Annotated in this window: 19 protein-coding genes; 10 read left to right on the top strand and 9 right to left on the bottom strand. The window is 70.6% G+C overall.

The window, feature by feature from the left end; all coding sequences use genetic code 11:
* Positions 1–18 precede the first annotated feature (18 nt).
* The 6 genes from ACZ6S4_RS37970 to ACZ6S4_RS37995 form a co-directional block, all read right to left on the bottom strand.
* Entirely contained in the window at positions 19–1,194 is a 1,176-nt protein-coding gene (locus ACZ6S4_RS37970; protein WP_465479536.1) for an ROK family transcriptional regulator, read from the bottom strand.
* 37 nt (positions 1,195–1,231) lie between these two features.
* Positions 1,232–2,488, bottom strand: a complete 1,257-nt coding sequence (locus ACZ6S4_RS37975) for a sugar ABC transporter permease (RefSeq protein ID WP_465479537.1) — start codon at positions 2,486–2,488, stop codon at positions 1,232–1,234.
* Entirely contained in the window at positions 2,485–3,300 is an 816-nt protein-coding gene (locus ACZ6S4_RS37980; protein ID WP_465479538.1) for an ATP-binding cassette domain-containing protein, read from the bottom strand. The genes ACZ6S4_RS37975 and ACZ6S4_RS37980 overlap by 4 nt, the downstream gene beginning before the upstream one ends.
* A gap of 79 nt (positions 3,301–3,379) precedes the next feature.
* Entirely contained in the window at positions 3,380–4,477 is a 1,098-nt protein-coding gene (locus ACZ6S4_RS37985; RefSeq protein WP_465479539.1) for a sugar ABC transporter substrate-binding protein, read from the bottom strand.
* 137 nt (positions 4,478–4,614) lie between these two features.
* Complete coding sequence (gene ybaK, locus ACZ6S4_RS37990) at positions 4,615–5,097, bottom strand: Cys-tRNA(Pro) deacylase (RefSeq protein WP_465479540.1); 483 nt, start codon at positions 5,095–5,097, stop codon at positions 4,615–4,617.
* A gap of 11 nt (positions 5,098–5,108) precedes the next feature.
* Positions 5,109–6,275, bottom strand: coding sequence for a class I SAM-dependent methyltransferase (locus ACZ6S4_RS37995; RefSeq protein ID WP_465479541.1), 1,167 nt, complete (start codon positions 6,273–6,275; stop codon positions 5,109–5,111).
* A 231-nt stretch (positions 6,276–6,506) separates the two neighbouring features.
* Between ACZ6S4_RS37995 and groES the strand changes: the two genes are divergently transcribed.
* The 4 genes from groES to ACZ6S4_RS38015 all read left to right on the top strand — a co-directional run bounded on the left by groES (position 6,507) and on the right by ACZ6S4_RS38015 (position 11,029).
* Positions 6,507–6,821 (top strand): co-chaperone GroES, encoded by a 315-nt coding sequence (gene groES / locus ACZ6S4_RS38000; protein WP_084297906.1) that lies wholly within the window; start codon positions 6,507–6,509, stop codon positions 6,819–6,821.
* Between the two features lie 74 nt (positions 6,822–6,895).
* Complete coding sequence (gene groL, locus ACZ6S4_RS38005) at positions 6,896–8,548, top strand: chaperonin GroEL (RefSeq protein WP_465479542.1); 1,653 nt, start codon at positions 6,896–6,898, stop codon at positions 8,546–8,548.
* A gap of 95 nt (positions 8,549–8,643) precedes the next feature.
* Positions 8,644–9,267, top strand: a complete 624-nt coding sequence (locus ACZ6S4_RS38010; protein ID WP_465479543.1) for a hypothetical protein — start codon at positions 8,644–8,646, stop codon at positions 9,265–9,267.
* A gap of 160 nt (positions 9,268–9,427) precedes the next feature.
* Complete coding sequence (locus ACZ6S4_RS38015; protein ID WP_465479632.1) at positions 9,428–11,029, top strand: molybdopterin-dependent oxidoreductase; 1,602 nt, start codon at positions 9,428–9,430, stop codon at positions 11,027–11,029.
* A 169-nt stretch (positions 11,030–11,198) separates the two neighbouring features.
* Here ACZ6S4_RS38015 and ACZ6S4_RS38020 read toward each other — a convergent pair whose 3' ends face one another.
* Positions 11,199–11,588 carry a WhiB family transcriptional regulator gene (locus ACZ6S4_RS38020; protein ID WP_203773793.1) on the bottom strand — a complete coding sequence of 130 codons (390 nt, stop codon included), beginning with the start codon at positions 11,586–11,588 and terminating at the stop codon, positions 11,199–11,201.
* 230 nt (positions 11,589–11,818) lie between these two features.
* Between ACZ6S4_RS38020 and ACZ6S4_RS38025 the strand changes: the two genes are divergently transcribed.
* Complete coding sequence (locus tag ACZ6S4_RS38025) at positions 11,819–12,661, top strand: response regulator transcription factor (protein WP_360556044.1); 843 nt, start codon at positions 11,819–11,821, stop codon at positions 12,659–12,661.
* A 679-nt stretch (positions 12,662–13,340) separates the two neighbouring features.
* Here ACZ6S4_RS38025 and ACZ6S4_RS38030 read toward each other — a convergent pair.
* Complete coding sequence (locus tag ACZ6S4_RS38030; RefSeq protein ID WP_360820516.1) at positions 13,341–13,742, bottom strand: DUF5319 domain-containing protein; 402 nt, start codon at positions 13,740–13,742, stop codon at positions 13,341–13,343.
* 119 nt (positions 13,743–13,861) lie between these two features.
* Here ACZ6S4_RS38030 and guaB point away from each other — a divergent pair, with 119 nt between their 5' ends.
* The 3 genes from guaB (at position 13,862) to ACZ6S4_RS38045 (ending at position 18,000) form a co-directional block, all read left to right on the top strand.
* Positions 13,862–15,349: an IMP dehydrogenase gene (gene guaB / locus ACZ6S4_RS38035; protein ID WP_465479544.1), complete on the top strand. Its 1,488-nt coding sequence runs from the start codon at positions 13,862–13,864 to the stop codon at positions 15,347–15,349.
* Positions 15,350–15,376: 27 nt separating this feature from the next.
* On the top strand, positions 15,377–16,495 hold the full coding sequence (locus tag ACZ6S4_RS38040) for a GuaB3 family IMP dehydrogenase-related protein (RefSeq protein ID WP_451915956.1): 1,119 nt from the start codon (positions 15,377–15,379) through the stop codon (positions 16,493–16,495).
* Positions 16,496–16,563: 68 nt separating this feature from the next.
* Entirely contained in the window at positions 16,564–18,000 is a 1,437-nt protein-coding gene (locus tag ACZ6S4_RS38045) for a M1 family metallopeptidase (RefSeq protein WP_465479633.1), read from the top strand.
* On the opposite strand, the gene ACZ6S4_RS38050 is transcribed toward ACZ6S4_RS38045, so the two are convergent.
* Positions 18,001–19,092 (bottom strand): LCP family protein, encoded by a 1,092-nt coding sequence (locus tag ACZ6S4_RS38050; protein WP_465479545.1) that lies wholly within the window; start codon positions 19,090–19,092, stop codon positions 18,001–18,003.
* 147 nt (positions 19,093–19,239) lie between these two features.
* Here ACZ6S4_RS38050 and ACZ6S4_RS38055 point away from each other — a divergent pair, with 147 nt between their 5' ends.
* A complete protein-coding gene (locus ACZ6S4_RS38055) occupies positions 19,240–21,006 on the top strand; it encodes a S8 family serine peptidase (RefSeq protein WP_465479546.1) in 1,767 nt (588 codons plus the stop codon).
* Positions 21,007–21,117: 111 nt separating this feature from the next.
* Positions 21,118–22,821, top strand: coding sequence for a S8 family serine peptidase (locus ACZ6S4_RS38060; RefSeq protein ID WP_465479547.1), 1,704 nt, complete (start codon positions 21,118–21,120; stop codon positions 22,819–22,821).
* The last annotated feature ends 15 nt before the right edge of the window (positions 22,822–22,836 follow it).

The raw sequence follows: 22,836 nt of genomic DNA on the forward strand, positions 1-22,836 counted from the left end.
GGCACTTTAACCCCTGGCTCACAACAGTGGATCGGCCAGCAAACGTTCGAAGGCGAGTTCGGCCGCGCCGATCAGGGCCGCGTCCGTGCCCAACTCGGGGGTGCGCAGCCGGACGTGTTCGCGGCAGGCGGGCAGCGCGACCTCGTTGAGGCGGCTGCGGATCTGGGCCGCGGCGACCAGGTAGACGTCGCGCAGGGTGCCGCCGAAGATCACCGCCTCCGGGTTGAAGATGTTGATCAGGTTGCCCACGCCCAGCCCGATCCAGTCGCCGACGTGCCGGACCGCCTGCTGGGCCTCCCAGTCACCGCGCATGGCCGCGTCCACCACGTCCAGCACGGCTTCGCGGCCGCTCAGGTGACCGCGGCCGGCCAGCTCCAGCAGCGCGAACTCGCCGATCTCGGTCTCCCAGCAGCCCCGCGACCCGCAACTGCACGGCCGGCCCTTCGGGTTGACGACCATGTGGCCGACCTCGCCGCCGTAGCCGCCGTGGCCGGTGACGCGCCGGCCGCCCGCGATGATGCCGCCACCGACGCCCACGTCGCCGTACAGATAGATGACGTTGTCGCGGCCCGCCGCCGCGCCCCGGCTGTGCTCGACCAGCGCCGAGACGTCGGCGATGTTGCCGACGATCAAGGGGCCGACGTCCCCGATCTCCTCGCTGAGGGCCTCACCGACCGGTTCCTCGACCCAGCCGATGGTCGGGGCCAGCCGGACCATGCCGTCGTCGCGGCGGACCATGCCGGCCACGGCCAGGCCGCCGCCCACGCAGCGGGCGCCCTCGGGAACGTCCATCCGCATCTCGTGGATGAAGCCGGCCAGCGGCTGGATCGCGTCGATGACCTGCATGCCGCGCGGGCGGTCGGTCTCGCGCCGGTCCAGGATCTTGCCGCCCAGCCCGACCCGGGCGGCGCGCAGCCGGTCCACCTCGATGGCCAGCGCGTACGCGTAGACCTGGGACGACTCGGGCCGGACGACCAGCGAAGGTCGTCCGGCCCGGCGGGTCTGCTGTGGCGGTCGCTCGGTGACCAGCCCGGCGGCGGCCAGCTCGGTGGTCAGCGCGCCGATGGTGCTGCGGTTCAGGCCGAGCTTGGTGGTCAGCTCCGCCCGGGACGTAGCCCCGTGGATGTGGACGTATCGCAGCAACGTCCCGAGGTTGTGCCGGCGTACCTCCTCCTGGCTGGGGCCCGCTCGCATCAGGTGGCTGCCCCCTTACCGTGACCGTGAGGCTCGCTCATCGGTTCCCGGTGGCTGCCGCTCTCCGCCGCGACAACGCGTCCACGCTGGCGGCCAGAAGCAGGATAAGACCTGTGACCACGAACTTGGTACCGGCGCTGTATCCCATCAGGCCCATGCCGTTGTCGATCACCGCGATGACCGCCCCGCCGATGACCGCGTCGAGCACCCGGCCCTTGCCGCCGAAGAGGCTGGTGCCGCCGATGACGGCCGCGCCGACCGCGTACAGCAGCACGTTGCTGCCACCGGAGTTCGGGTCGACCGAGTTGGCCCGGCTGGCCGCGATGATGCCGCCGATCGAGGCCATGAACGAGCCGATCACGAAGACCGAGATGCGGATCCGGTCGACCGGGATGCCGGCGCGCCGGGCCGCCTCGGTGTTGCCGCCCACGGCGTACACGTGCCGGCCGTAGGCGGTCCGGCCCAGCACGAAGGTCCAGACGATCAGGAAGACCGCGATGATCGGGGCCACGATCGGTACGCCCTTGACCGACCCGCTGATCAGCGGGTTGATGCTGCGCTCGGCGGTGAGCACCGCGACGGCGGCGAACAGGATGAGCGCCAGCGCGACGATCCGGCCGAGCACGATGCCCACCGGGTCGGTGACCAGGCCGCGGACGGCGCGGCCGCGGAGCCGGGTGAACTGCAGGGCGGCGTACCCGGCCACGGCCAGGATCGCGAGCGCCCAGCTCACCACGACCGACATGTTCTTGTTGGCCAGCGAGAGCACGAACGTCTCCCGGATGGAGATGTTCTTGCCGCCGCTGAGCAGCACCAGCAGGATGCCCTGGAAGGCCAGGAACGCGGCCAGCGTGACGACGAAGGACGGGATGCCGACCTTCGACACCAAAAAGCCCAGCACGAAGCCGATGGCCAGCCCGGTGAGCAGGGCGACGAGGATCGCGGAGGCCCAGTGCCAGCCGTGGTTGGTCAGCAGGATGGCCATGACCGCGCCGCACACGCCGCTGGCGAAGCCGGCGGACAGGTCGATCTCGCCCAGCAGCAGCACGAAGACCAGGCCCATGGCGATGAAGATGACCGCCGCGCCCTGCGAGAACAGGTTGGCGAAGTTGACCGCGCTGAAGAACGTGGGCCGGGCGATACCGAAGATCAGGCAGAGCACGATCAGGCCGAGGATGGCCGGCAGGCTGCCGATGTCGCCGCCGCGTACGCGACCCCAGTAGTCGTGCAGGTGGCTGGCGACCGTGGGCTTGACGACCTTGACGCCGCCGGCCGTTGTGGTGGTGGTTGTCATCGGTCCGCGTCTCCTGCAGGCGTGATGTCGGCGAAGCCGGAGGCGGCCGGCTTCTCGGGCGGCAGGCCGAGGTTGCCGCTGCGTCCGGAGGTGATGAGTTCGACGATCTGGGAGTGGGTGACGTCGGTGGTTTTGACCTGGGCGGCGGTGCGGCCGAGGTAGAGGGCGGCGACGCGGTCGGAGACGGCGAAGACGTCGTTCATGTTGTGGGAGATGAGTACGACGCCGAGGCCGTTGTCGGCGAGGCGGCGGACGAGTTCGAGGACCTGGGCGGTCTGGGCGACGCCGAGGGCGGCGGTGGGTTCGTCGAGGATGACCACGCGGCTGTTCCAGAGGACGGCTTTGGCGATGGCGACGGTCTGGCGTTGGCCGCCGGAGAGGCTGGCGACGAGTTGGCGCAGGCTTTTGACGGTGCGGACGGAGAGGCTGGCGAGGGTGTCGCCGGCCATTTGTTCCATGGTGGGTTCGTCGAGGACGAGTCCGCGGACTTTTTCGCGGCCGAGGAACATGTTCTGGACGATGTCGAGGTTGTCGCAGAGGGCGAGGTCCTGGTAGACGACTTCGATGCCGAGGGCGGAGGCGTCGCGGGGGCTGTGGATGGCGACCTGGTTGCCGTCGAAGGTGACGGTGCCGGCGTCGATGGTGTAGATCCCGCTGACGCATTTGACCAGGGTGGACTTTCCGGCACCGTTGTCGCCGACCAAGGCGGTGACCTCGCCGGGGTAGACACTCAGTCCGACATCGTGCAGGACCTGGACGGGACCGAAGCTCTTGTCGATCCCGCGCAGCTCCAGAAGAGGTGTCGCGGCCACGGGTGTTTCTCCTTCAGTCGATGCGGCGCCGCCCACGCCCGGTCGGGGCATGGACGGCGCCGTCGGGCCCGAGGTGGGGTCAGCTGACGCCGTTGTCCGTGCAGAGCTTGGCGAAGTCGCCGGTGCACAGCTGTTCCTTGGTGACGAAGCCGTCCGCGACGACGTCCTTCACGCTGTCCTTGAAGATCGACTTGGGGGGCAGCAGCACCGACGGCACGGCCGCCTTCGACTCCGGGTCGGTGATCGTCTGGGCGACGTCCTTCTTCTGCCCCTTGGCGAGCGAGATGGCCAGGTCGGCGGCCGCGTCGGCCTCCTGCTTGATGGCCTTGTAGACCGTCATGCACTGGTCGCCCGCGAGGATGTTCTGCAGGCCCTGCACCGTCGCGTCCTGACCGGTGACCGGCACCTTGCCGTTGAGCTTGTTCTTCTTCAGCACCGAGATGACCGCGTTGCCGAGGCCGTCGTTGGCCGCCAGCACGCCCTTGATGTCCTTCTTCTCGGTCAGCATCTGCTCGAAGATGGTGCCGGCCTGCGCGTTGTCCCAGTCCGGTACGGACTGGTCCGGGCCCTTCACGAAGTCACCCGAGTCGTACTTGGGCTTGAGGACCGAGTCGTAGCCCTCCTTGAAGAGGGTGGCGTTGTTGTCGGTCGGGGAGCCGTTGAGCTCGGCGACGACCGGCTTGGTGGCCTTCATGTCGGTCAGACACTTGACCAGGCCCTCGCCCTGGAGCTTGCCGACCGCCACGTTGTCGAACGACACGTAGTAGTTCGCGCCGCCGTTGAGCGTCAGCCGGTCGTAGTCGATGGTCGCGATGCCGGCGGCCTTGGCCTTGTCCAGCACGGCCTTGCCGGTGCCGGAGTCCAGGTTGACGATCATCAGGACCTTGACGCCGCTGGAGATCATGCCGTCGGCGATCGTCTGGAACTGGCTCTTGTCGCCCTGCGCGTTCTGGATGTCCACCGCCACCCCGGCCGCGTCGAACGCCGCCTTCAGGAACTTGGGGTCGTCGGTGCCCCACCGCTGGGAGCTGGCAGTGTCCGGCAGGATGACGCCCACCTTGCCGACGGACGAGCCGCCGGTGCTGCCGGAGTCGCTGCCGCTGTCGTCACCACACGCAGCCATGCTGCCGGTGGCCAGCAGGCCAGCCGCGGCAAGGGCGAACATTCCCTTACGCATTCCTCGAGTCCCTTCGGATCAATCCAGGCCGTGCTTCGGATTCCTGATGGTGACGCTAGGTCACTTGTAGGGTCCGGTTTGCCGGATCTCAGGAGAAAGGTCCCTGACGAGTCGTAACGGTGTCGTAACGGGAGGCGCTACGTCCGGATCTTCGCGGTGGTGGCGTCAGTGAGCCTGATCAGGTCGGCCGGCGCCAAGGACACCTGCAGGCCGCGGCGCCCGGCGGAGACGTACATCAGCTCCAGCCCGAGCGCCGAGTCGTCGATCACCGTGGCCAGTCGTTTGCGCTGGCCCAGCGGGCTGATGCCGCCGCGGACATAGCCGCTGCTGCGCTCGGCGGCCACCCGGTCGGCCAGGGCGGCCCGCTTGCCGCCGGCCGCGGCGGCCAGCGCCTTGAGATCAAGATCGCCGGTCACGGGTACGACGGCCACGGTCAGAGTGCCGTCGACCTCGGCGATCAAGGTCTTGAAGAGCACGGCCGCGTCGACACCCAGAGCCGCGGCGACCAGGGCGCCGTAGTTGGGGGCGTCCGGTGAGACGTCGTACGGATGCAGCTCGTGCGCCACCTCCTGCGCGGTGAGCAGCACGGTGGCCGGGGTACCGGCAGCCTTCTTCGCCACGATCAAGCAGGCTAGCGGCAGAGCAGCACGGTCGGCGCCCCCGCCACCCGGGTCAGCACCAGCGACGCCCCCGCGCTGCCGCTGAGCCGCAGATCCTTGCGCAACTGCTCCGGCTCCAGCGCCGAACCACGCTTGCGGATCTCCAGCCGGCCGATGCCCCGGTCGCGCAGCAGGGTCCGCAACCGTTTCAGGGAGAACGGCAGCACGTCGGTGATCTCCAGTCGCCGGCCGAACACCGTGTCAGCGGGTGCGTCGGTGTACACGTACGCGATCTCCGGGTCCGCGATCCGGCCCCCGACCGCCGCGGCGAACTCGGCGACCAGGTGCGAGCGGACCACGGCCGGGTCCGGGTCGTACAGGAAGGCGCCGACCGGCCCGACCGGCGCGGCCTCGACGCCCGAGCCGGTCAGCTCGGCCCCGCCGGGCAGCAGCACGGCCCGCCGGGCGCATTGCGCGAGGGGCCCGCACCAGAAGGCGGCTTCCACGAGGTCGCCGTCGACGCTCACCCACTCGCCCTCGGCGCCGGCGGGCAGCAACGCGTGGTCGATGCCGGGCGCCAGCTTCAGGACCGTGCGCGGCACCCGTTCGGGCAGCGTGGCGATGAAGTCCCAGGACGGCGACCAGGACCGCGGATCCATCACCCGGCCACGACCGGCCCGGCGCCGCGCCGGATCGGCGAAGACCGCGTCGAACCGCTCCACCGGCACGGTTGTCGCGTCCGCGCACTCCACGGTGACCAGGTCGGCGAGCCCGGCGGCGTCCGCGTTGGCGGCGGCCAGGGCGGCGGTGAGCGGGTCCGCGTCCACCGCGTGCACCCGGATGCCCCGGCGGGCCGCGGCCAGCGCGTCCGAGCCCAGCCCGCACCCCAGGTCGGCCAGGCTGCGCACCCCGGCGGCGGCGAGCCGGGCGGCCCGCCGGTCGGCGACCACGGCCCGGGTCGCCTGCTCCAGCCCCGGGCGGGTGAAAAGCATCGTGGCCGCGGCGGCGCCGAACTTCGCCGAGCCGCGCCGGCGCAGGTCGGTCTGGGTGAGGGCGGCGGAGGCCAGCCCGGGGGAGATCCCGCGGGCGCGCAGGGCGGTGGCCGCGGCCAGCGGCTCGCCCCCGGCGACGTCGGCGGCGGCCGCCAGGGCGGCAGACCCTTCGGCGGTACGCAGGGCAGCGAGCAGTTCGAGGTCCACGGCGAGTCATTCTGCTAGGAGGTGACGTGCTGGCACTCTGGTTGACGGAGTGCTAGTTCCGGCATAATCTCCGATTAGCACTCTCAACCTGAGGGTGCCAGCGCGCGCCCCATCCGGGATGCGCGCCTGCACCAGGCGGACCGGCACCCGCGACGACGGCCCCGCCCGGTGGCATGAGGCATCAGCCCGGCCTGTCCACTGGCCGGCGACAACACCTGTACCCAGGAGGGTATGCCCGTGACTACCGCGACAAAGGTTGCGATCAAGCCGCTCGAGGACCGCATCGTGGTCCAGGCGAACGAGGCCGAGACCACGACGGCGTCGGGCATCGTGATCCCCGACACCGCCAAGGAGAAGCCGCAGGAGGGCACCGTCCTCGCCGTCGGCCCCGGCCGGATCGACGACAAGGGCAACCGCGTTCCGATCGACGTGCAGGTCGGCGACACCGTTCTGTACTCGAAGTACGGCGGCACCGAGGTCAAGTACGCCGGCGAGGAGTACCTGGTGCTCTCCGCCCGCGACGTCCTCGCGGTCATCGAGAAGTAAGACCTAACCGACAGTGCTGACCGCCCTGGCCCGGCTCTCCGGTCCAGGGCGCCGGTGCGTTGAAGGGACCATAAATGGCGAAGATCCTCAGTTTCTCTGACGACGCCCGGCACCTGCTGGAGCACGGCGTCAACACGCTCGCCGACACGGTCAAGGTCACCCTCGGGCCGCGCGGCCGCAACGTCGTCCTCGACAAGAAGTTCGGCGCTCCCACGATCACCAACGACGGTGTCACCATCGCCAAGGAGATCGAGCTCAGCGACCCGTACGAGAACCTCGGCGCGCAGCTGGTCAAGGAGGTCGCGACCAAGACCAACGACGTCGCCGGCGACGGGACCACCACGGCCACCGTGCTCGCGCAGGCGCTGGTCAAGGAAGGCCTGCGCAACGTGACCGCCGGGGCCAACCCGATCGCGCTCAAGAAGGGCATGGACCTGGCCGCCGAGGCCGTCTCCAAGGCCCTGCTGGAGAAGGCGGTCGAGGTCGGCGACCACAAGGCGATCGCCAACGTCGCCACCATCTCGGCCCAGGACGCCACCATCGGCGAGCTCATCGCCGAGGCGATGGACCGGGTCGGCCGCGACGGTGTCATCACCGTCGAGGAGGGCTCCGCGCTGAGCACCGAGCTCGACGTCACCGAAGGTCTGCAGTTCGACAAGGGCTTCATCTCCCCTAACTTCGTGACCGACGCCGAGTCGCAGGAGGCCGTCCTCGAGGACGCGTACCTGCTCATCACCACCCAGAAGATCTCCAGCGTCGAGGAGATGCTGCCGCTGCTGGAGAAGGTCCTGCAGGGCGGCAAGCCGCTGCTCATCGTGGCCGAGGACGTCGACGGCCAGGCGCTGAGCACCCTCGTGGTGAACGCCCTGCGCAAGACCTTCAAGGTCGCCGCCGTGAAGGCGCCCGGCTTCGGGGACCGCCGCAAGGCGATGCTGCAGGACCTGGCCATCGCGACCGGTGGCGAGCTCATCGCCCCCGAGCTCGGCTACAAGCTCGACCAGGTCACCCTCGACATGCTGGGCACCGCACGGCGCGTCGTGGTCGACAAGGAGAACACGACCATCGTCGACGGTGGCGGCCGCAAGGCCGAGATCGACGACCGGGTCGCGCAGATCCGCAAGGAGATCGAGGCCTCGGACTCCGACTGGGACCGCGAGAAGCTCTCGGAGCGGCTGGCCAAGCTCTCCGGCGGCATCGCCGTCATCAAGGTCGGCGCCGCGACCGAGGTCGAGATGAAGGAGCGCAAGCACCGCATCGAGGACGCCATCGCGGCGACCAAGGCTGCGGTCGAGGAGGGCACCGTCCCCGGCGGCGGCGCCGCCCTGGCGCAGATCGCCTCGGTGCTCGACGACAACCTCGGCCTCACCGGCGAGGAGGCGATCGGTGTGCAGATCGTCCGCAAGTCGCTGAAGGAGCCGCTGCGCTGGATCGCGCAGAACGCCGGCCACGACGGCTACGTCGTGGTGGGCAAGTCCGCCGAGCTCGGCTGGGGCCACGGCCTCAACGCGGCCACCGACGAATACGTCGACCTGGTCGCGGCCGGCATCATCGACCCGGTCAAGGTGACCCGCAACGCGGTCTCCAACGCCGTGTCGATCGCGGCGCTGCTGCTCACCACGGAGAGCCTCGTGGTCGAGAAGCCGGCCGAGCCGGAGCCGGCCGCCGCGGGTGGTGGCCACGGCCACAGCCACGGCGGGCACGGACACCAGCACGGCCCGGGTTTCTGATCCGATTTCTGATTCGTCAGAGCAAAAGGGCGCGTCGCGTTTCAGCGGCGCGCCCTTTGTCGTGTGTGATGCGGGATTCGGGGAAAGAGGCGCGGATGATCGTGGTGGTGGAGGGGCCGACCGCGGCGGGCAAGACGTCGTGGTGCCGGCGGTACGTCGGCCGGTACGTCGCCGAGTACGCCGCGACCGGCCGGGAGCCCACCGACGCGGTGGCGCTGGCCCGGCACTGGGCCCGGGTCAGCATGCGGCGCTGGGCCGAGGCCGTCGACCTGGAACGCGCCGACGGGGTGGCGTTCTGCGACACCGACCCGGTCAAGCTGCACTACGCCTGGGGGATGGCGGCCCTCGGCCTGGCCCCGCGCGCACAGTTCGACCGGGAACTCACGGTGACCCGCGAGGCGTTCCGGGCCGGCCGGCTCGGCTTCGCCGACGCGGTGCTGGTCGGGCTGCCTGAGGTCGAGACGCTGCAACGCCGGCGGGACACCGACGAGACCCGGCGGCGGCGCAATTTCGCGGCGCACGTCCAGCTGCGGGAGCCGCTGCAGCAGTGGTACGCGGCCCTGGAGCGCCTCGATCCGGGCCGGGTGATCTGGGAACTGCCGGCCGAAGGCGTGCCGAAGCTGCCGGAGCCGCGCGCCGAGCGGTGCGCGGCGACCCTGCTCGATGAGCTGGTGGCCGCGCTGCCACCACTGCGGCCGGCGGCCGTCATCGAAACGTAAGACCTGTGGCCCGGGTGCGCGGGGCCGCCGGGTGGAGGATGGAGACGTGAAACTCTCCTCGCGGGCCGCGCTGGCCGGGGTCGCGGCGGCCGGTGTGGCCCTCGGCGTCGCCGAGCTGGTCGCCGTCTTCACCGGTCCGCTGTCGTCACCGCTGTTCGCGGTGGGCGGCGTGGTGGTCAACAACGTGCCCGCGCCGGTCAAGGACGCGGGGATCGCTGTCTTCGGCACGCACGACAAGACCGCGCTGATCACCGGCACGGCGATCCTGCTGGGGGTCTATGCCGCTCTGCTGGGCGTGCTGGCTCTGCGCCGGCGGGTGGTCGCGGTGGTGGGGATCGCGTTGTTCGCGGTGATCGGGGTTGTGGCCGCGCTGACCCGCAACGATGCTGGGATTTCCGCTGCGCTGGCGACGCTGGTCGGGGCGGTGGCAGCGTATTTCGCTTTTCGCTACCTGTTGGGGGCGGCGGTCGAGGCGGAGCCTGATGCGGTGGGCGCTACCCCGACAGGTGGTGCAGCTTCGGATTCTTTGGCCGCCGCTTCCGCGCCGTCTGGCTCAGGGCTTGCTGGTGCGGGGCCCGGATCCGCTGGTTCCGTGCCGCCCGGTTCCGGGGGCGCCGGCGGCGGTCGACCGGGTGCGCTTGCCACCGCCTCGGCTGACGCTGACCGGCTTGCGCGTCCGCCGGTGTCGCCGAGTGCCTACCGGGAGGACGGCCGCCGGCGCTTCCTCATCGGCCTCGGCACCGCTGCCGGCATCGCCGCGGTCGGTGGTGTGGGTGGCAGGCTGCTCACCTCCCGCCGCGCGGTGACCTCCGCCCGCAACGCGGTCGTGCTGCCCGCCGCGTCGGCCGCCGGACCGGTCCCGGCCGGTGCCCAGGTCGACGGCGCGACCGCGTACGTGACCTCGAACGATGACTTCTACCGGATCGACACCGCGCTGTACCCGCCGCAGATCGACCCCTCCACCTGGGAGCTGCGCATCCACGGCATGGTGCGCAACCCGATCACCATCACCTGGGAGCAGCTGCTGAAGCGGCCGATGGTGCAGCGCTACGTGACGCTCGCCTGCGTCTCCAACGAGGTCGGTGGCGACCTCATCGGAAACGCGCTCTGGCTGGGCACCCCGATCAAAGACCTGCTGGACGAGGCTCAACCGCTGCCCGACGCCGACCAGGTGGTGCAGCGTTCGAGCGACGGCTGGACCTGTGGCACTCCGACGGCCGTGCTGCGGGACGGACGCGACGCCCTGCTCGCGGTCGGCATGAACGGGGAGCCGCTGCCCGTGCGGCACGGGTTCCCGGTGCGCATGGTCGTCCCGGGACTGTACGGCTACGTCTCCGCCTGCAAGTGGATCACCGAGATCGAACTGACCCGGTTCTCGGACTTCGACGCGTACTGGGTGCCGAGGGGCTGGTCGGCGTTCGGCCCGATCAAGACCGAGTCACGCATCGACACACCGCGTGACGGTGCCAAGCGCGAGGCCGGGCCGGTCACGGTGGCCGGGGTGGCGTGGGCGCAGCACCGCGGGATCACCAAGGTCGAGGTTCAGGTCGACGACGGTCCCTGGGCCGCCGCCACGCTCGCCCCGGTCGTCTCGGTCGACACGTGGGTGCAGTGGTCGTACTCGTGGCCCGCCACCGCGGGGAAGCACACTCTGCGGGTCCAAGCAACCGACAAGGATGGTCAGACTCAGACCAGCACGCCCGCCCCGCCGGCGCCGGACGGGGCCACCGGGTGGCACTCCGTGCAGGTCACGGTCGGCTGAATGTAGTCACGCGAAAGCCGCACTTCCGGTCCGACGACACCGTCAAGTTCGCTCATACGGTGGCTTGTATGTCCACCGACGCGGCTCACACGCCGCAGAACACGCCGACGCGGCTCCCCGCAGGGAACCGCGTCGTCACTTGTGTGGTGATGCCGCGCTCGGTCAGGCGTCAGGCCGCCGGTGCCTGCCGTTGTGCCGGCACCGTCGACTTGTGGGGCCGGCCCAGGCGGGCCTCGAGCCGAACCAGGTCGACCCGTCCGTGAGTCCGATCGGCAAGGTCTTCCCAGCCGACCGCGAGCAGCCGCAGCCGCTCCGCTTCGCTGAAACCTCCCCAGACGCCGTACGGCTCACGGACAGCCAGCGCGTGAGCAGCGCACTCCGCCCGGACCGGGCAGGCTCCGCACATCGTCTTGGCCTTGGCCTCACGACGATTGCGGGAGGAGCCACGCTCACCGTCCGGGTGGAAGAACTGGGCGCTGTCGCGCCCCCTGCACAGGCCAAGTCGTTGCCAGTCCCAAAGATCGGCGATGGGCCCGGGCAGTCTGCGAACGTTCGACATCAACACCCTCCTCCCGCGCGGCACCGCGGAGTGCTGTCATGAGGGGCCTAGCTCAGGCCTGCCGCCGGTGTACCCCGGTGCAGGCTTCGTCACACACGACTTGTCGATGTCTTCGTCGGCCGTATCCCATCGGTGCGGCAAGCCGTACCGATGTTTCCTATTTTTTCCATCTAAAGCGCGTAATGCTGCGGCCGTTGCGTGATCTCCTCTGAGAGAGAAGGAGGATCACTGTGCGTACCGTCCTCGTGTGCGTCCGAACCCCACTAGCGGCCCAGACCGTCGCCTCCACAGCGGCCCGGCTCGGCATGACCGGGGTCGTGCGGACGGCGGTCAGCGAGACCGAGGCCATGATCCGACTGGCTGAAAGGCCGGCCGAGGTCGTACTGGCCGACACCGCCGTGACCCGTCCCGACAGCGTCGGCTTCACCCGGCGTGTCCTCGCCCGTGCCCCACAGGCACAGGTCGTCCTCTTCGGCGCCGAAGACCCCCGGGTCGCGGCGGCAGCCGTAGCCGCCGGCGCCCGCGGCGTCATCCGCGGCGTCGAACACGACCTGGTCAGTGTGGTCGCCAAGGCGTTGCTGCTCCTTCTGCTACCGGTACGCCCGCAGGGCATGCCGATCAACGGCGCGAACGCCCAACCGGCCGCGGTCGGCGGGGCGGGCCGCAACAACAACTCGGCCACCGCCCGCGGTCTGCACCGCGACGGGCTGGCCATGGCCGGCACACCGAACGCGGCCGGCATCCCGGCGATGCTGCCGAACTCCCCGATGGTCCCGGCCCAGCGCGGCGACGGATCAGACATCGACCCGGCAACGGGACGCCCGATGGTCTGGCCCGGCAACGACACGGGCCGCACCGACGCCCCGACGGGCCGGCGACTCACGCTCACCGAGCGCGAACTGCAGGTACTGAGGGGCATGGCCGACGGGAAGAGCAACGCGGAGATCGGCCGGGAGCTGTTCGTCTCGGAAGACACAGTCAAGACCCACGCGCGGCGGCTGTTCCGCAAGCTCGGTGCCCGCGACCGGGCCCACGCGGTCGCGGCAGGCTTCCGGGCCGGCCTGGTCGCCTGACCAGGCCGCAAAACGACCCGCCCGGCCCGAGCCCGGCCGCCGACTCGCGGCCGGGCCGGGCGGAGCTGGGCCGGCGATGGGCCGGGTGGGCTGCTCGGAGCTGGCCTGTCGGTCGGGGTGGGTTGCTCGCCGGTTGGGCCGGTCGGGTTGTTCGGGGCTGGGCCGGGTGGGCTGCTTGGAGCTGGCCTGTCGGTCGGGGTGGGTTACTCGCCGGTTGGGCCGGTCGGGTTGTTCGGGGCTGGACCGGCGAATGGGCCGGGTGGGCTGCTCGGAGCTGGCCTGTCGGCCGGGCTGGGTTACCGGCTGGGCCGGTCGGGCTGCTCGGAGCTGGCCCGTCGGCCGGGCTTTACTCACCGGCTGGGCCGGACCGGCCACTGGGCCGGTCGGGCTGATGGGAGCCAGACCGGCGACTTGCATGATCGAGGGCTGGCCCGGCGATTGGGCCGGGCGGGCTGGTCGAAGGTAGGTCGCCGACATGGTCAGGCTGGACCACAAGTCAAACGCGGTCGAATACCCCACCAGGTAGTAACCGCAACCAAAGTCGCACTTCGCCCGTCGGTGTCGAGGGTGCCGAAACAGGCTAGGCGCCCTTTGCCGTGGCCTGTTTCGGTGCACTCGACACCGACCGCCTTTGGGGCGAAGTGCCAGCCGAGCGAAGCGAGGCCATCAAACAGAGCCATCAGCTGGGTTCGTCGTCCGTGCCCTCGGTCAAGGTGTCGTGCACGCCGTCCGCGTAGCCCCGGGCGTACTCCCACGTCACGTAGTGATCCGGGTCCGGGTCGTAGGCCGGCTCGTGCACCCGGGGCCGCCCGCTGCTCAGCAGGTGCCGGAGGTTTCCCCGCAGCAGGTCCCAGTCGAAGTAGTGCGGCTCGTGGCAGTCCTCGCACTCGATCACCAGGCCCCGGATCCCCGTCGGGCTCAGCAGGGCCTGGTAGATCTCCAGGTCGGAGAGGTCCTCGAGGACGTCTTGCCGCTCGGCCTCGGTCAGCGGGTCGTTCTCGGCGTCCTCCGTGAGGTCGTCGAGTCCGGCGGCCGGATCGGCGGGGTCGCCGTTGAACGGGTCGATCGGCTCTTCTTGCACGGTGTCTACCGTACCCATGTAGAGGCGGTGTGTGCTGGCCCGCACGCGCTGTCCGCCCTTCAGAGCCCCTCACCTGGATGGGTAGGATGAAACACTCCGCCTCTTGCTAGGGATGATCAGTGGATAACGAGTCCGCCCGCACGGTGCCCCTGGGTCTCACCTTCGACGACGTGCTGCTGCAGCCAGGCGAATCCGATGTCGTGCCGAGCCGGGTCAACACGATCACCCGGATGACGCGCAACGTCGAGCTCTCCATTCCGCTGCTCTCCAGCGCCATGGACACGGTCACCGAGGCGCGGATGGCCATCGCCATGGCCCGGCAGGGCGGCATCGGTGTGCTGCACCGCAACCTTTCCCTCGACGATCAGGCTTCGCAGGTCGATCTGGTCAAGCGGTCCGAGTCCGGCATGATCACCAATCCGGTCACCTGCAGCCCCGACGACACCCTGCGGGAGGTCGACGCCCTCTGCGGGCGTTACCGGATCTCCGGGCTGCCCGTCGTCGACGCCGAGGGTGTGCTGGTCGGCATCGTCACCAACCGGGACATGCGGTTCGTCACCGACCACGGCGTCAAGGTGCGCGAGGTCATGACCAAGATGCCGCTCATCTCCGCGCCGGTCGGGGTCAGCAAGGACGAGGCGCTCGCCCTGCTCCAGCGGCACAAGGTGGAGAAGCTGCCGCTGGTCGACGACTTCGGCCGGCTTCGTGGCCTCATCACGGTCAAGGACTTCACCAAGAGCGAGCAGTATCCGAACGCCGCCAAGGACCCGCAGGGCCGGCTCCGGGTGGCCGCCGCGGTCGGGGTCGGCGACGACGCCTACAAGCGGGCGCGCGCCCTGATCGACGCCGGTGTCGACGTCGTCATCGTGGACACCGCGCACGGTCACCAGCGCGCGGTTCTCGAGATGGTCGCCCGGCTGAAGAAGGACACCACCACCGACATCGTGGGCGGCAACATCGCGACGTACGCGGGCGCCAAGGCCCTGGTCGATGCCGGCGCCGACGCGGTCAAGGTGGGCGTCGGTCCCGGCGCCATCTGCACCACCCGGATCGTCGCCGGGGTCGGCGTGCCGCAGATCACCGCGGTGATGGAGGCCTCGCGGGCCTGCCGTCCGGCGGGCGTCCCGGTCATCGCCGACGGCGGCATCCAGTATTCCGGTGACATCGCCAAGGCCATCGTGGCCGGCGCCGACACCGTCATGCTCGGCGGTCTGCTGGCCGGCTCCGAGGAGAGCCCCGGCGACCTGATCTTCATCAACGGCAAGCAGTTCAAGACCTACCGGGGGATGGGCTCGCTGGGCGCCATGCAGTCCCGCGGCCAGGCCAAGTCCTACTCCAAGGACCGCTACTTCCAGCAGGACGTGAACGAGGACAAGCTGGTGCCGGAAGGCGTCGAGGGCCAGGTGCCGTACCGTGGGCCGCTCTCGCGCGTCGCGCACCAGCTGATCGGTGGTCTGCGCGCGGCGATGGGTTACGTCGGCGCCGAGACCATCCCGGACTTGCAGGACAAGGGCCAGCTCATCAGGATTACCGCTGCGGGTCTCAAGGAGAGCCACCCGCACGACATCCAGATGACCGTCGAGGCTCCCAACTACCACTCCCGCTGAACCACTCCCTTAAGAAGGTATTCCGACATGCGTGACGTGGTGGAGATCGGTCTCGGCAAGACCGCCCAGCGCGGGTACCACCTGGACGACATCGCCATCGTCCCGAGCCGGCGGACCCGGGACGTGGACGACGTGTCCACGGACTGGAAGGTCGACGCGTACCCGTTCAAGATCCCCTGCGTCGCGCACCCGTCGGACGCCACGATGAGCCCGCAGTCGGCGATCGCCCTGGGCCGCCTCGGCGGCCTGGGCGTGCTCAACGCCGAGGGCCTGTGGACCCGGTACGAGGATCCGACCAAGATCCTCGAGGAGCTCGCCGGGCTCGACGAGGAGGCGGACGCGACCAAGCGCCTCCAGGAGGTCTACTCCGAGCCGATCCGGCCCGAGCTGATCGCCGAGCGCGTGCGCACCATGCGCGAGGGCGGCGTGACCGTGGCCGTACGGGTGTCGCCGCAGCACACCCTCGCGCTGGCCCCGGTGATCCTCGACGCGGGGGTTGACCTGCTCGTCATCCAGGGCACTCTGGTCTCCGCCGAGCACGTCTCCACCACCGACGAGCCGCTGAACCTCAAGGAGTTCATCGCCGACCTCGACCTGCCGGTGATCGTCGGTGGCTGCACGGACTACAAGACCGCGCTGCACCTGATGCGCACCGGCGCGGCCGGCGTCATCGTCGGCATCGGCGCGGACGAGTGGTCCACGACGGACACGGTGCTCGGCATCCGCGTCCCGATGGCCAGTGCGATCGCCGACGCCGCGGCCGCCCGCCGTGACTACCTGGACGAGACCGGCGGCCGCTACGTGCACCTCATCGCCGACGGCGGCATCCAGACCTCCGGTGACATCGCCAAGGCGATCGGCTGCGGCGCGGACGCGGTCATGCTGGGCGAGCCGCTGTCGCTGGCCGAGGGCGCCCCGGCCGGCGGCGCGTGGTGGCACTCGGCGGCGAGCCACCCGAGCCTGCCGCGCGGCGGCTTCTGCATCGCCGGCGAGCCCGACGGCACCCTCGAGGAGCTGCTGTACGGCCCGGCCGACCGGCCCGACGGCCAGCTCAACCTCTTCGGTGGCCTGCGCCGGGCGATGGCCAAGTGCGGGTACCACGACGTCAAGGAATTCCAGAAGGTCGGCCTGGTCCTCGACCGCTGAGACAGGCGTCGCCGGGGGAGCGCGGCTTCGCCGCGCTTTCGCCGGGGGCACGTAACGTCGTTGCTGTGATGCAGCGAGGGCGTGCCCGCAGGACAGCAACAGTTATGGCCGTGGTGACGGCGCTGGCCGTCGGCGGGTGCACTGCCGACGACAAGACTCCGCGGGCGGCGGAGTCGCCGTCGGTGCCGCCGAGTTTCGCGCCCGGCGCCGAGGGGGCCGGCGACGCCTACTTCCCCAAGTACGGCAACGGCGGCTACGACGTCGCCGGGTACGACCTCAAACTCGACTACGCCCCCGCCTCCGGACAGCTCGGCGGCACGGCGACCATCATCGCCACCGCCACCCAGGACCTGTCGGCGTTCCACCTGGATCTGGCCCGTCTGACGGCCGCGAAGGTGACTGTGGACGGACAGCCGGCCACCAGCAAGGCCGACGGCAACGAACTCGTCGTGACACCGGCCGCCGGGATCGTCAAGGGCAAGGCCTTCACCGTCGTCGTCGACTACAGCGGCAAGCCGCAGCCGCTCAGGAACGAGGCGCTCGGTGTCGGCGGGTGGCTGCGGACCAAGGACGGCGCCTTCGCGCTGGGGCAGCCCGAGTCCGCCAGCACCTGGTTCCCGGTCAACGACCATCCCTCCGACAAGGCCACCTTCGCGCTGGCCATGACCGTGCCCGCCGGCGTCGAGGTGCTCAGCAACGGCGTGCCCGGCGAGCGGGCCACCACCGCCGGCAAGACGACCTGGCGCTGGACGGAGAGCAAGCCGCTGGCCAGCTACCTCGCGTTCGTGGTGATCGGGCAGTACCGGGTGCAGAGCACCACCCACGACGGCAAGCCGATGGTCATCGCGCTGCCCGAGTCGCTGCCGGCCAGCAGCAACGCCGCCCGTTCGCTGGCCCGCACCGGCGCTGTCACGGACTTCCTCGCCACCCAGTTCGGGCCGTACCCGTTCGACGCCAACGGCGGGGTGGTCCTCGACGACGACCGGGTCGGGTACGCGCTGGAGACCCAGTCCCGCCCGGTCTACGGCAACACGTTCTTCGTGGGCCAACCGAACACCACGGTGGTAGTCCACGAGCTGGCCCACCAGTGGTACGGAGACAGCGTCGCCCTCTCCCGCTGGCAGGACATCTGGCTCAACGAGGGCTTCGCCACGTACGCGGAATGGCTCTGGCAGGAGCACGAGGGCGAGCGAACCGCCCAGCAGTCGTTCGACCGGATCTACTCAGGATTCGACTGGTCGGTGCCGACCGGCGACCCCGGCCCCGACCGGCTCTTCGGCGACGCCGTCTACCAGCGCGGCGCGATGACCGTGCACGCGTTGCGCCGCACGATCGGCGACCCGGCCTTCTTCGCCCTTCTCAAATCGTGGCCGGCCGAGCACCGCGACGGCAACGCCACCACCGAGGAGTTCATCGCGGCGGCCGAGCGGGCCGCCGCCGGCAAGGACCTCGGGGAGCTCTTCGAGGCGTGGCTCTTCGGCAAGCAGAAGCCGCCGCAGCCGTAGCTACTTGTTGACCAGTTCGGGGTGCTTGGCCAGGTAGGGCGCCGGGTCCCCGGCCGCCACCGCGCGCAGGAACCCGCGTCCGGTGGCGGTGAGCTGCTCGCCGATGTAGCCGCCGCTGTAGACCCCGTCACCGGGCAGGCCCACCAGGGTCAGGTTGCTGGGCGTGAGGTTGCGCAGCGCGTACGCGTACTCGATCGGGCTCCGCTGCCCGGAGAAGACCAGCGTCTCGCCCAGCGCGTCCAGCACCGCCTGCAGTTTGGCCTGGTCGGTCGCCAGGCCGGCGTCCTCGGCCTTGGTGAGCAGCGCCTTGACGAGCTGCCGCTGGTGGCGCTGCCGGGTGTAGTCGCCGCCGGCGGTGTAGCGCTGGCGGGCGTAGTCGATGGCCTGCCAGCCGACCAGCTTGCGGGTGCCGGGCAGGTAGGTGGCCTGCGGGCCGACGTAGCCGCCACCGCCGGAGCGCAGCGTGCGCAGGCTGCCGTCGGGGCGGCGGTGCTGGGAGACGACCTTCTGGTCGATCTTGAGGGTGACGCCGCCGAGCGCGTCGGTGAGCTTGCTGAGGCCGGCGAAGGTCAGCACCGCGCCGGCGTCGAACTCCTTGATGCCGGTGTACTTCGAGACGGTCCGGGCGAGCAGTTCGTAGCCCTGCGCCACGTTCGCCTTGTCGGTGCCCTTGACCTTGGCGCCGTCGCTCATCGCCTCGGTGAGCTTGTGCCGTCCGCCGCCGTAGCCGTTCTTGGCGAACGCCGGCACGTCGACCCGCAGGTCGCGGGGCAGTGAGTAGAGGTAGCCCCGGCGCAGGTCGGCGTCGACGTGCAGCAGCATGATGGCGTCGGCGTGCGGCTGCCAGTCCGGGATCGTCGTGCGGGTGTCGACGCCGAGGATCAGCAGGTCGAGCGGGCCTTCCAGGTCGGCGCCGGGGGGTGGTGCGGGGCTCGCGGACGTCGGCGGCACCAGTGCCGGCGTCGAGCTGGGCGCAGCCACCGGATCGGGCTCGTCTGTGCCACCGCGCAGGGCCACGACGACGCCCACGCCGGCCAGCAGCAGCACCACGACCACGCCGGCCGCTGCCCAGAGAAGCCTGTTAGTCCGCATGGTGGAACAGTAGGGGACGCTCACCACGTGCTCAACGCCCCGGTGATCTCGCGTGGTGGAACGGGGCATGGACATCGGCAAGATCGGCCGTACGCTGACCGCCGCGATTGCCGAGGCGGCGGTCGGACACGGGGAGGCACGTCCTAGATGAAGCACGTCACACGGCGGATAACCGTCGGGACGCTGTCGGCCGTGGTGGTCGCGACGATGGCCGGGGTCACCACCTGGGCCCTCGCCGCCGAGACCCCCGCCGAGCTGCCGGTGCGGTTGATCGTCGGCACCAAGCTGGGCGCGGACACCGCGGCCCCGCTGCGCACCGTTTCCACCATGGGCGTGCGGACCCTGGACACCGCCGGCCCGGCCCAGCAGGCGATGGCGAGCCTGCGCGCGCACACCCTCGAGGTGTCCGCGGCGCGCAGCGCGAAGGTCATCGCGGCCCTGCGCAGCGACCCGGCCGTGGCGTACGTCGAGGTCGACCACGTGCGCAAGGTCTCCGACGTGACCCCGGACGACCCGATGTACACCGAGGGCCACCAGGGCGAGATCAACCAGGTGCGGCTGCCCGCGGCGTGGGAGACCACCACCGGGGACGCCGTCAAGATCGCCGTGCTGGACACCGGCGTGGCCAAGGTCGGCGACCTGGCCGGCGCGGTCACCGGTGGCTGGAACTACGTCAGCAACAACAGCAACACCACCGACGACGCCGGCCACGGCACCACGGTCGCCTCGATCATCGCGGCCCGGGGCGACAACGGCGTGGGCATGGCCGGTGGCTGCTGGAGCTGCGTGATCCTGCCGGTCAAGGTGCTGGACCGCAACGGCAACGGCTACGACAGCGTCATCGCCAAGGGCATCGTCTACGCCGCCGACCAGGGCGCGAAGATCATCAACATGTCGCTCGGCGGCTCCGACTACAGCAAGGCCCTCTCCGACGCGGTGGCGTACGCGAACCGCAAGGGTGTGCTGGTCGTCGCCGCGGCGGGCAACGCCGGCAACACCTCCAGCCGCAACACCAAGATGTACCCGGCCGCGCTGACCGACGTGGTGGCCGTCGGCGCCACCGCCAAGGGTTCCGATGCCCGCGCCAGTTTCTCCAGCTACAACAAGTCGGGCGACTCCTGGGTCGACATGGCCGCCCCGGGCGTCATCACCGGCATGGACCGCTACGGCGTCTACCACACCGACCAGGAGGGCACCTCCTTCGCGGCGCCGATGGTCGCCGGTGCGGCCGGCCTGATCAAGACGGTGCACCCGGCGTACACGGGCTGGTCGCTGCAGCTCTCGCTGCTCTCCTCGGCCCGCCCGATCGGCAGCTGGAACAAGTTCGGCATGCTCGACGCGGCCAAGGCCCTGACCGTCGCCACCGACGTCACGCCGCCGGCGATCACGGGCATGGCCCCGCGGGCCGGCTCCCTCAACCGGGCCACGATCACGGTCACCCCGCACGGCGTCGCGGACGGTGGGTCACGGATCAGCAAGGTCAACCTGTACGCGGACGGCGTCTACAAGGCCCAGAGCTTCACCGCGCCGTACACGCTGAAGTACAACAGCGCCGGGCGCAACGGCACGGTGAAGCTGCAGCTCCGGGTCTACGACAAGGCCGGCAACGAGACCCGGTACGACCGCTCGATCGTGGTGGACAACGGGCTGCCGGCGGTCAAGATCACCAGCGCGCCGAAGAACAAGGCGAAGGTCAAGGGCACGGTCCGGATCAAGGCCACCGCCTCCGACGCCAACGGGGTACGCCGGGTCGAGCTGCTGATCAACGGCAAGGTGAAGTCGCAGGACACCTCCTCGCCGTACGCGTTCTCGTTCACCGCGTCGAAGCAGCCGAACCCGATGAAGGTGCAGATCCGGGCGACCGACAACGCCGGCAACGTCAGGCTCGACACGGCGCGCACGTACACGCGCTGACCGTCCCTGATCGGAAGCCCTCGCCGGGCGCTCTCGGCGAGGGCTTCTCTGCTCCCGGAAAGCACCCGGACCGGTCCGACGTTTCGCCGCCCGGGCGCCGACCGTGGGGGCATGAATCTGCGCGCCTTGACGGTCGGTCTCCTGGTGGGTGGCATCGCCCTGGCGGGCGGTAGCCCGGCCGTGGCGGCGCCGGTGGACGACGAGGCGCCGGTCTCGCTGATCGTCGGTCTGCGCACCGACGCCGACGTGGTCGGCACCCTCGAGCGCAGCGTCGACGTGGTGGCCAGTGAACCGCTGGCCGGCGCGGTCACCGTCGACGTCCCGGCCGACCAGGTGGGCGAGGCCGCCGACGCGTTGCGCGCCGACCCGGCCGTCGCCTACGTGGAACGTGATCAGGTCGCCCGGGTCGCCGCGGTGCGCCCGGACGATCCCGCGTTCGGCAACCAGTGGGGCATCAAGAAGACGCACGTCGACATCGCGTGGGAGACCACCCGGGGTTCCGCCGCGATCATCGTCGCGGTCGTGGACACGGGCGTGAAGGTGCTGCCCGACCTCGCCGGCCGGGTGCTGCCCGGTCGCGACTTCGTCAACAACGACAGCAACGCCACCGACGACCAGGGCCACGGCACGATGACCGCGGGCGTGATCGCGGCCCGCGGGGACAACCGCACCGGGATCGCCGGGATCTGCTGGACCTGCCAGATCCTGCCGGTGAAGGTGCTCGGCGCCAAGGGCTCCGGCTCGTACAGCGACATCGCGCAGGGGGTGCGCTGGTCGGCCGACCAGGGCGCCGACATCATCAACCTCTCGCTCGGCGGTGCCGCCGACAGCCGGCTGCTGCGCGACGCGGTGGCCTACGCGACCGGCAAGGGGGCGCTGGTGATCGCCGCCGCCGGCAACGACGGCAGCCCGGCCCCGCACTACCCGGCCGCCATCCCGGCCGCGCTGGCCGTGGGCGCCTCCACCTCCTCCGACAGCCGCTACTCGTGGTCCAACTACGGCAAGAGCTGGGTCGACATCGCGGCGCCGGGCTGCAACCCGGCGCAGGCGCGCAACGGCGTCGTCGGCAACTTCTGCGGTACGTCGTCGGCCACCCCGTTCATCTCGGGTGTCGCCGCTCTGCTCGCCTCGACCTCGCCCACCCCGACCGCGGCGGCCATCCGGACGGCGCTGACCACCTCGGCCCGCGGCATCGCCGGCACCTGGATCCCGACGTCCTCCGGCCGGGTCGACGCGGCGGCTGCCCTGGCTTCGCTGCCGGTCACCGACGACTCGGTCCCGCCGGCCACGTCCTTCCTGACGCCCGGCGGCAACGCTCTGGTGCACGGCACGGTCACCGTGGCGGCGAAGGCGACCGACGCCATCGGCATCGCCAAGGTGCAGCTGCTCGCCGACGGTGTCGTGGTGGGCACCGATCGGGTGGCGCCGTACAGCTTCTCGTGGAAGACCGGTGTGCGCCGCAAGGCCGTCACGCTCGGGCTGCGGGCGTACGACCGCGGCGGCAACGTGACCAGTGCCACCCGCCGGGTCACGGTCGACAACTGGGGTCCGTCGGTGCAGATCACCAGCGGCCCGGCCGGCGGCACCCGGCACGTGCGCAAGACGAAGTACGTGACCGCCACGGCCTCCGACAGCAACGGCGTGAGCCGGCTGGAACTGCTGGTCAACGGCAAGGTCACCCAGCGGTACGCGGGCAGCACCCACAAGTTCGCGGTGCAGACCTGGAAGCACGGCGCGGTCATGACCGTGCGGGTACGCGCCTACGACAAGGCCGGCAACGCGCGGTACGCCCCGGCCCGGAAGTGGTACCGCTGACGCCGGTAAACTCGC

The sequence above is a fragment of the Actinoplanes sp. NPDC051405 genome (genome assembly GCF_055586185.1).

Bases quoted from the DNA above. Each gene is read 5' to 3' on its own strand.
- ACZ6S4_RS38045 (WP_465479633.1), top strand. From the start codon at position 16,564: ATGCAGCGAGGGCGTGCCCGCAGGACAGCAACAGTTATGGCCGTGGTG.
- ACZ6S4_RS37975 (WP_465479537.1), bottom strand. From the start codon at position 2,488: ATGACAACCACCACCACAACGGCCGGCGGCGTCAAGGTCGTCAAGCCC.
- groL (WP_465479542.1), top strand. From the start codon at position 6,896: ATGGCGAAGATCCTCAGTTTCTCTGACGACGCCCGGCACCTGCTGGAG.
- ACZ6S4_RS38050 (WP_465479545.1), bottom strand. From the start codon at position 19,092: ATGCGGACTAACAGGCTTCTCTGGGCAGCGGCCGGCGTGGTCGTGGTG.
- ACZ6S4_RS38010 (WP_465479543.1), top strand. From the start codon at position 8,644: ATGATCGTGGTGGTGGAGGGGCCGACCGCGGCGGGCAAGACGTCGTGG.
- groES (WP_084297906.1), top strand. From the start codon at position 6,507: ATGCCCGTGACTACCGCGACAAAGGTTGCGATCAAGCCGCTCGAGGAC.
- ACZ6S4_RS38060 (WP_465479547.1), top strand. From the start codon at position 21,118: ATGAATCTGCGCGCCTTGACGGTCGGTCTCCTGGTGGGTGGCATCGCC.
- ACZ6S4_RS37985 (WP_465479539.1), bottom strand. From the start codon at position 4,477: ATGCGTAAGGGAATGTTCGCCCTTGCCGCGGCTGGCCTGCTGGCCACC.
- ACZ6S4_RS38040 (WP_451915956.1), top strand. From the start codon at position 15,377: ATGCGTGACGTGGTGGAGATCGGTCTCGGCAAGACCGCCCAGCGCGGG.
- ACZ6S4_RS37970 (WP_465479536.1), bottom strand. From the start codon at position 1,194: ATGCGAGCGGGCCCCAGCCAGGAGGAGGTACGCCGGCACAACCTCGGG.
- ACZ6S4_RS38055 (WP_465479546.1), top strand. From the start codon at position 19,240: ATGAAGCACGTCACACGGCGGATAACCGTCGGGACGCTGTCGGCCGTG.
- ACZ6S4_RS38020 (WP_203773793.1), bottom strand. From the start codon at position 11,588: ATGTCGAACGTTCGCAGACTGCCCGGGCCCATCGCCGATCTTTGGGAC.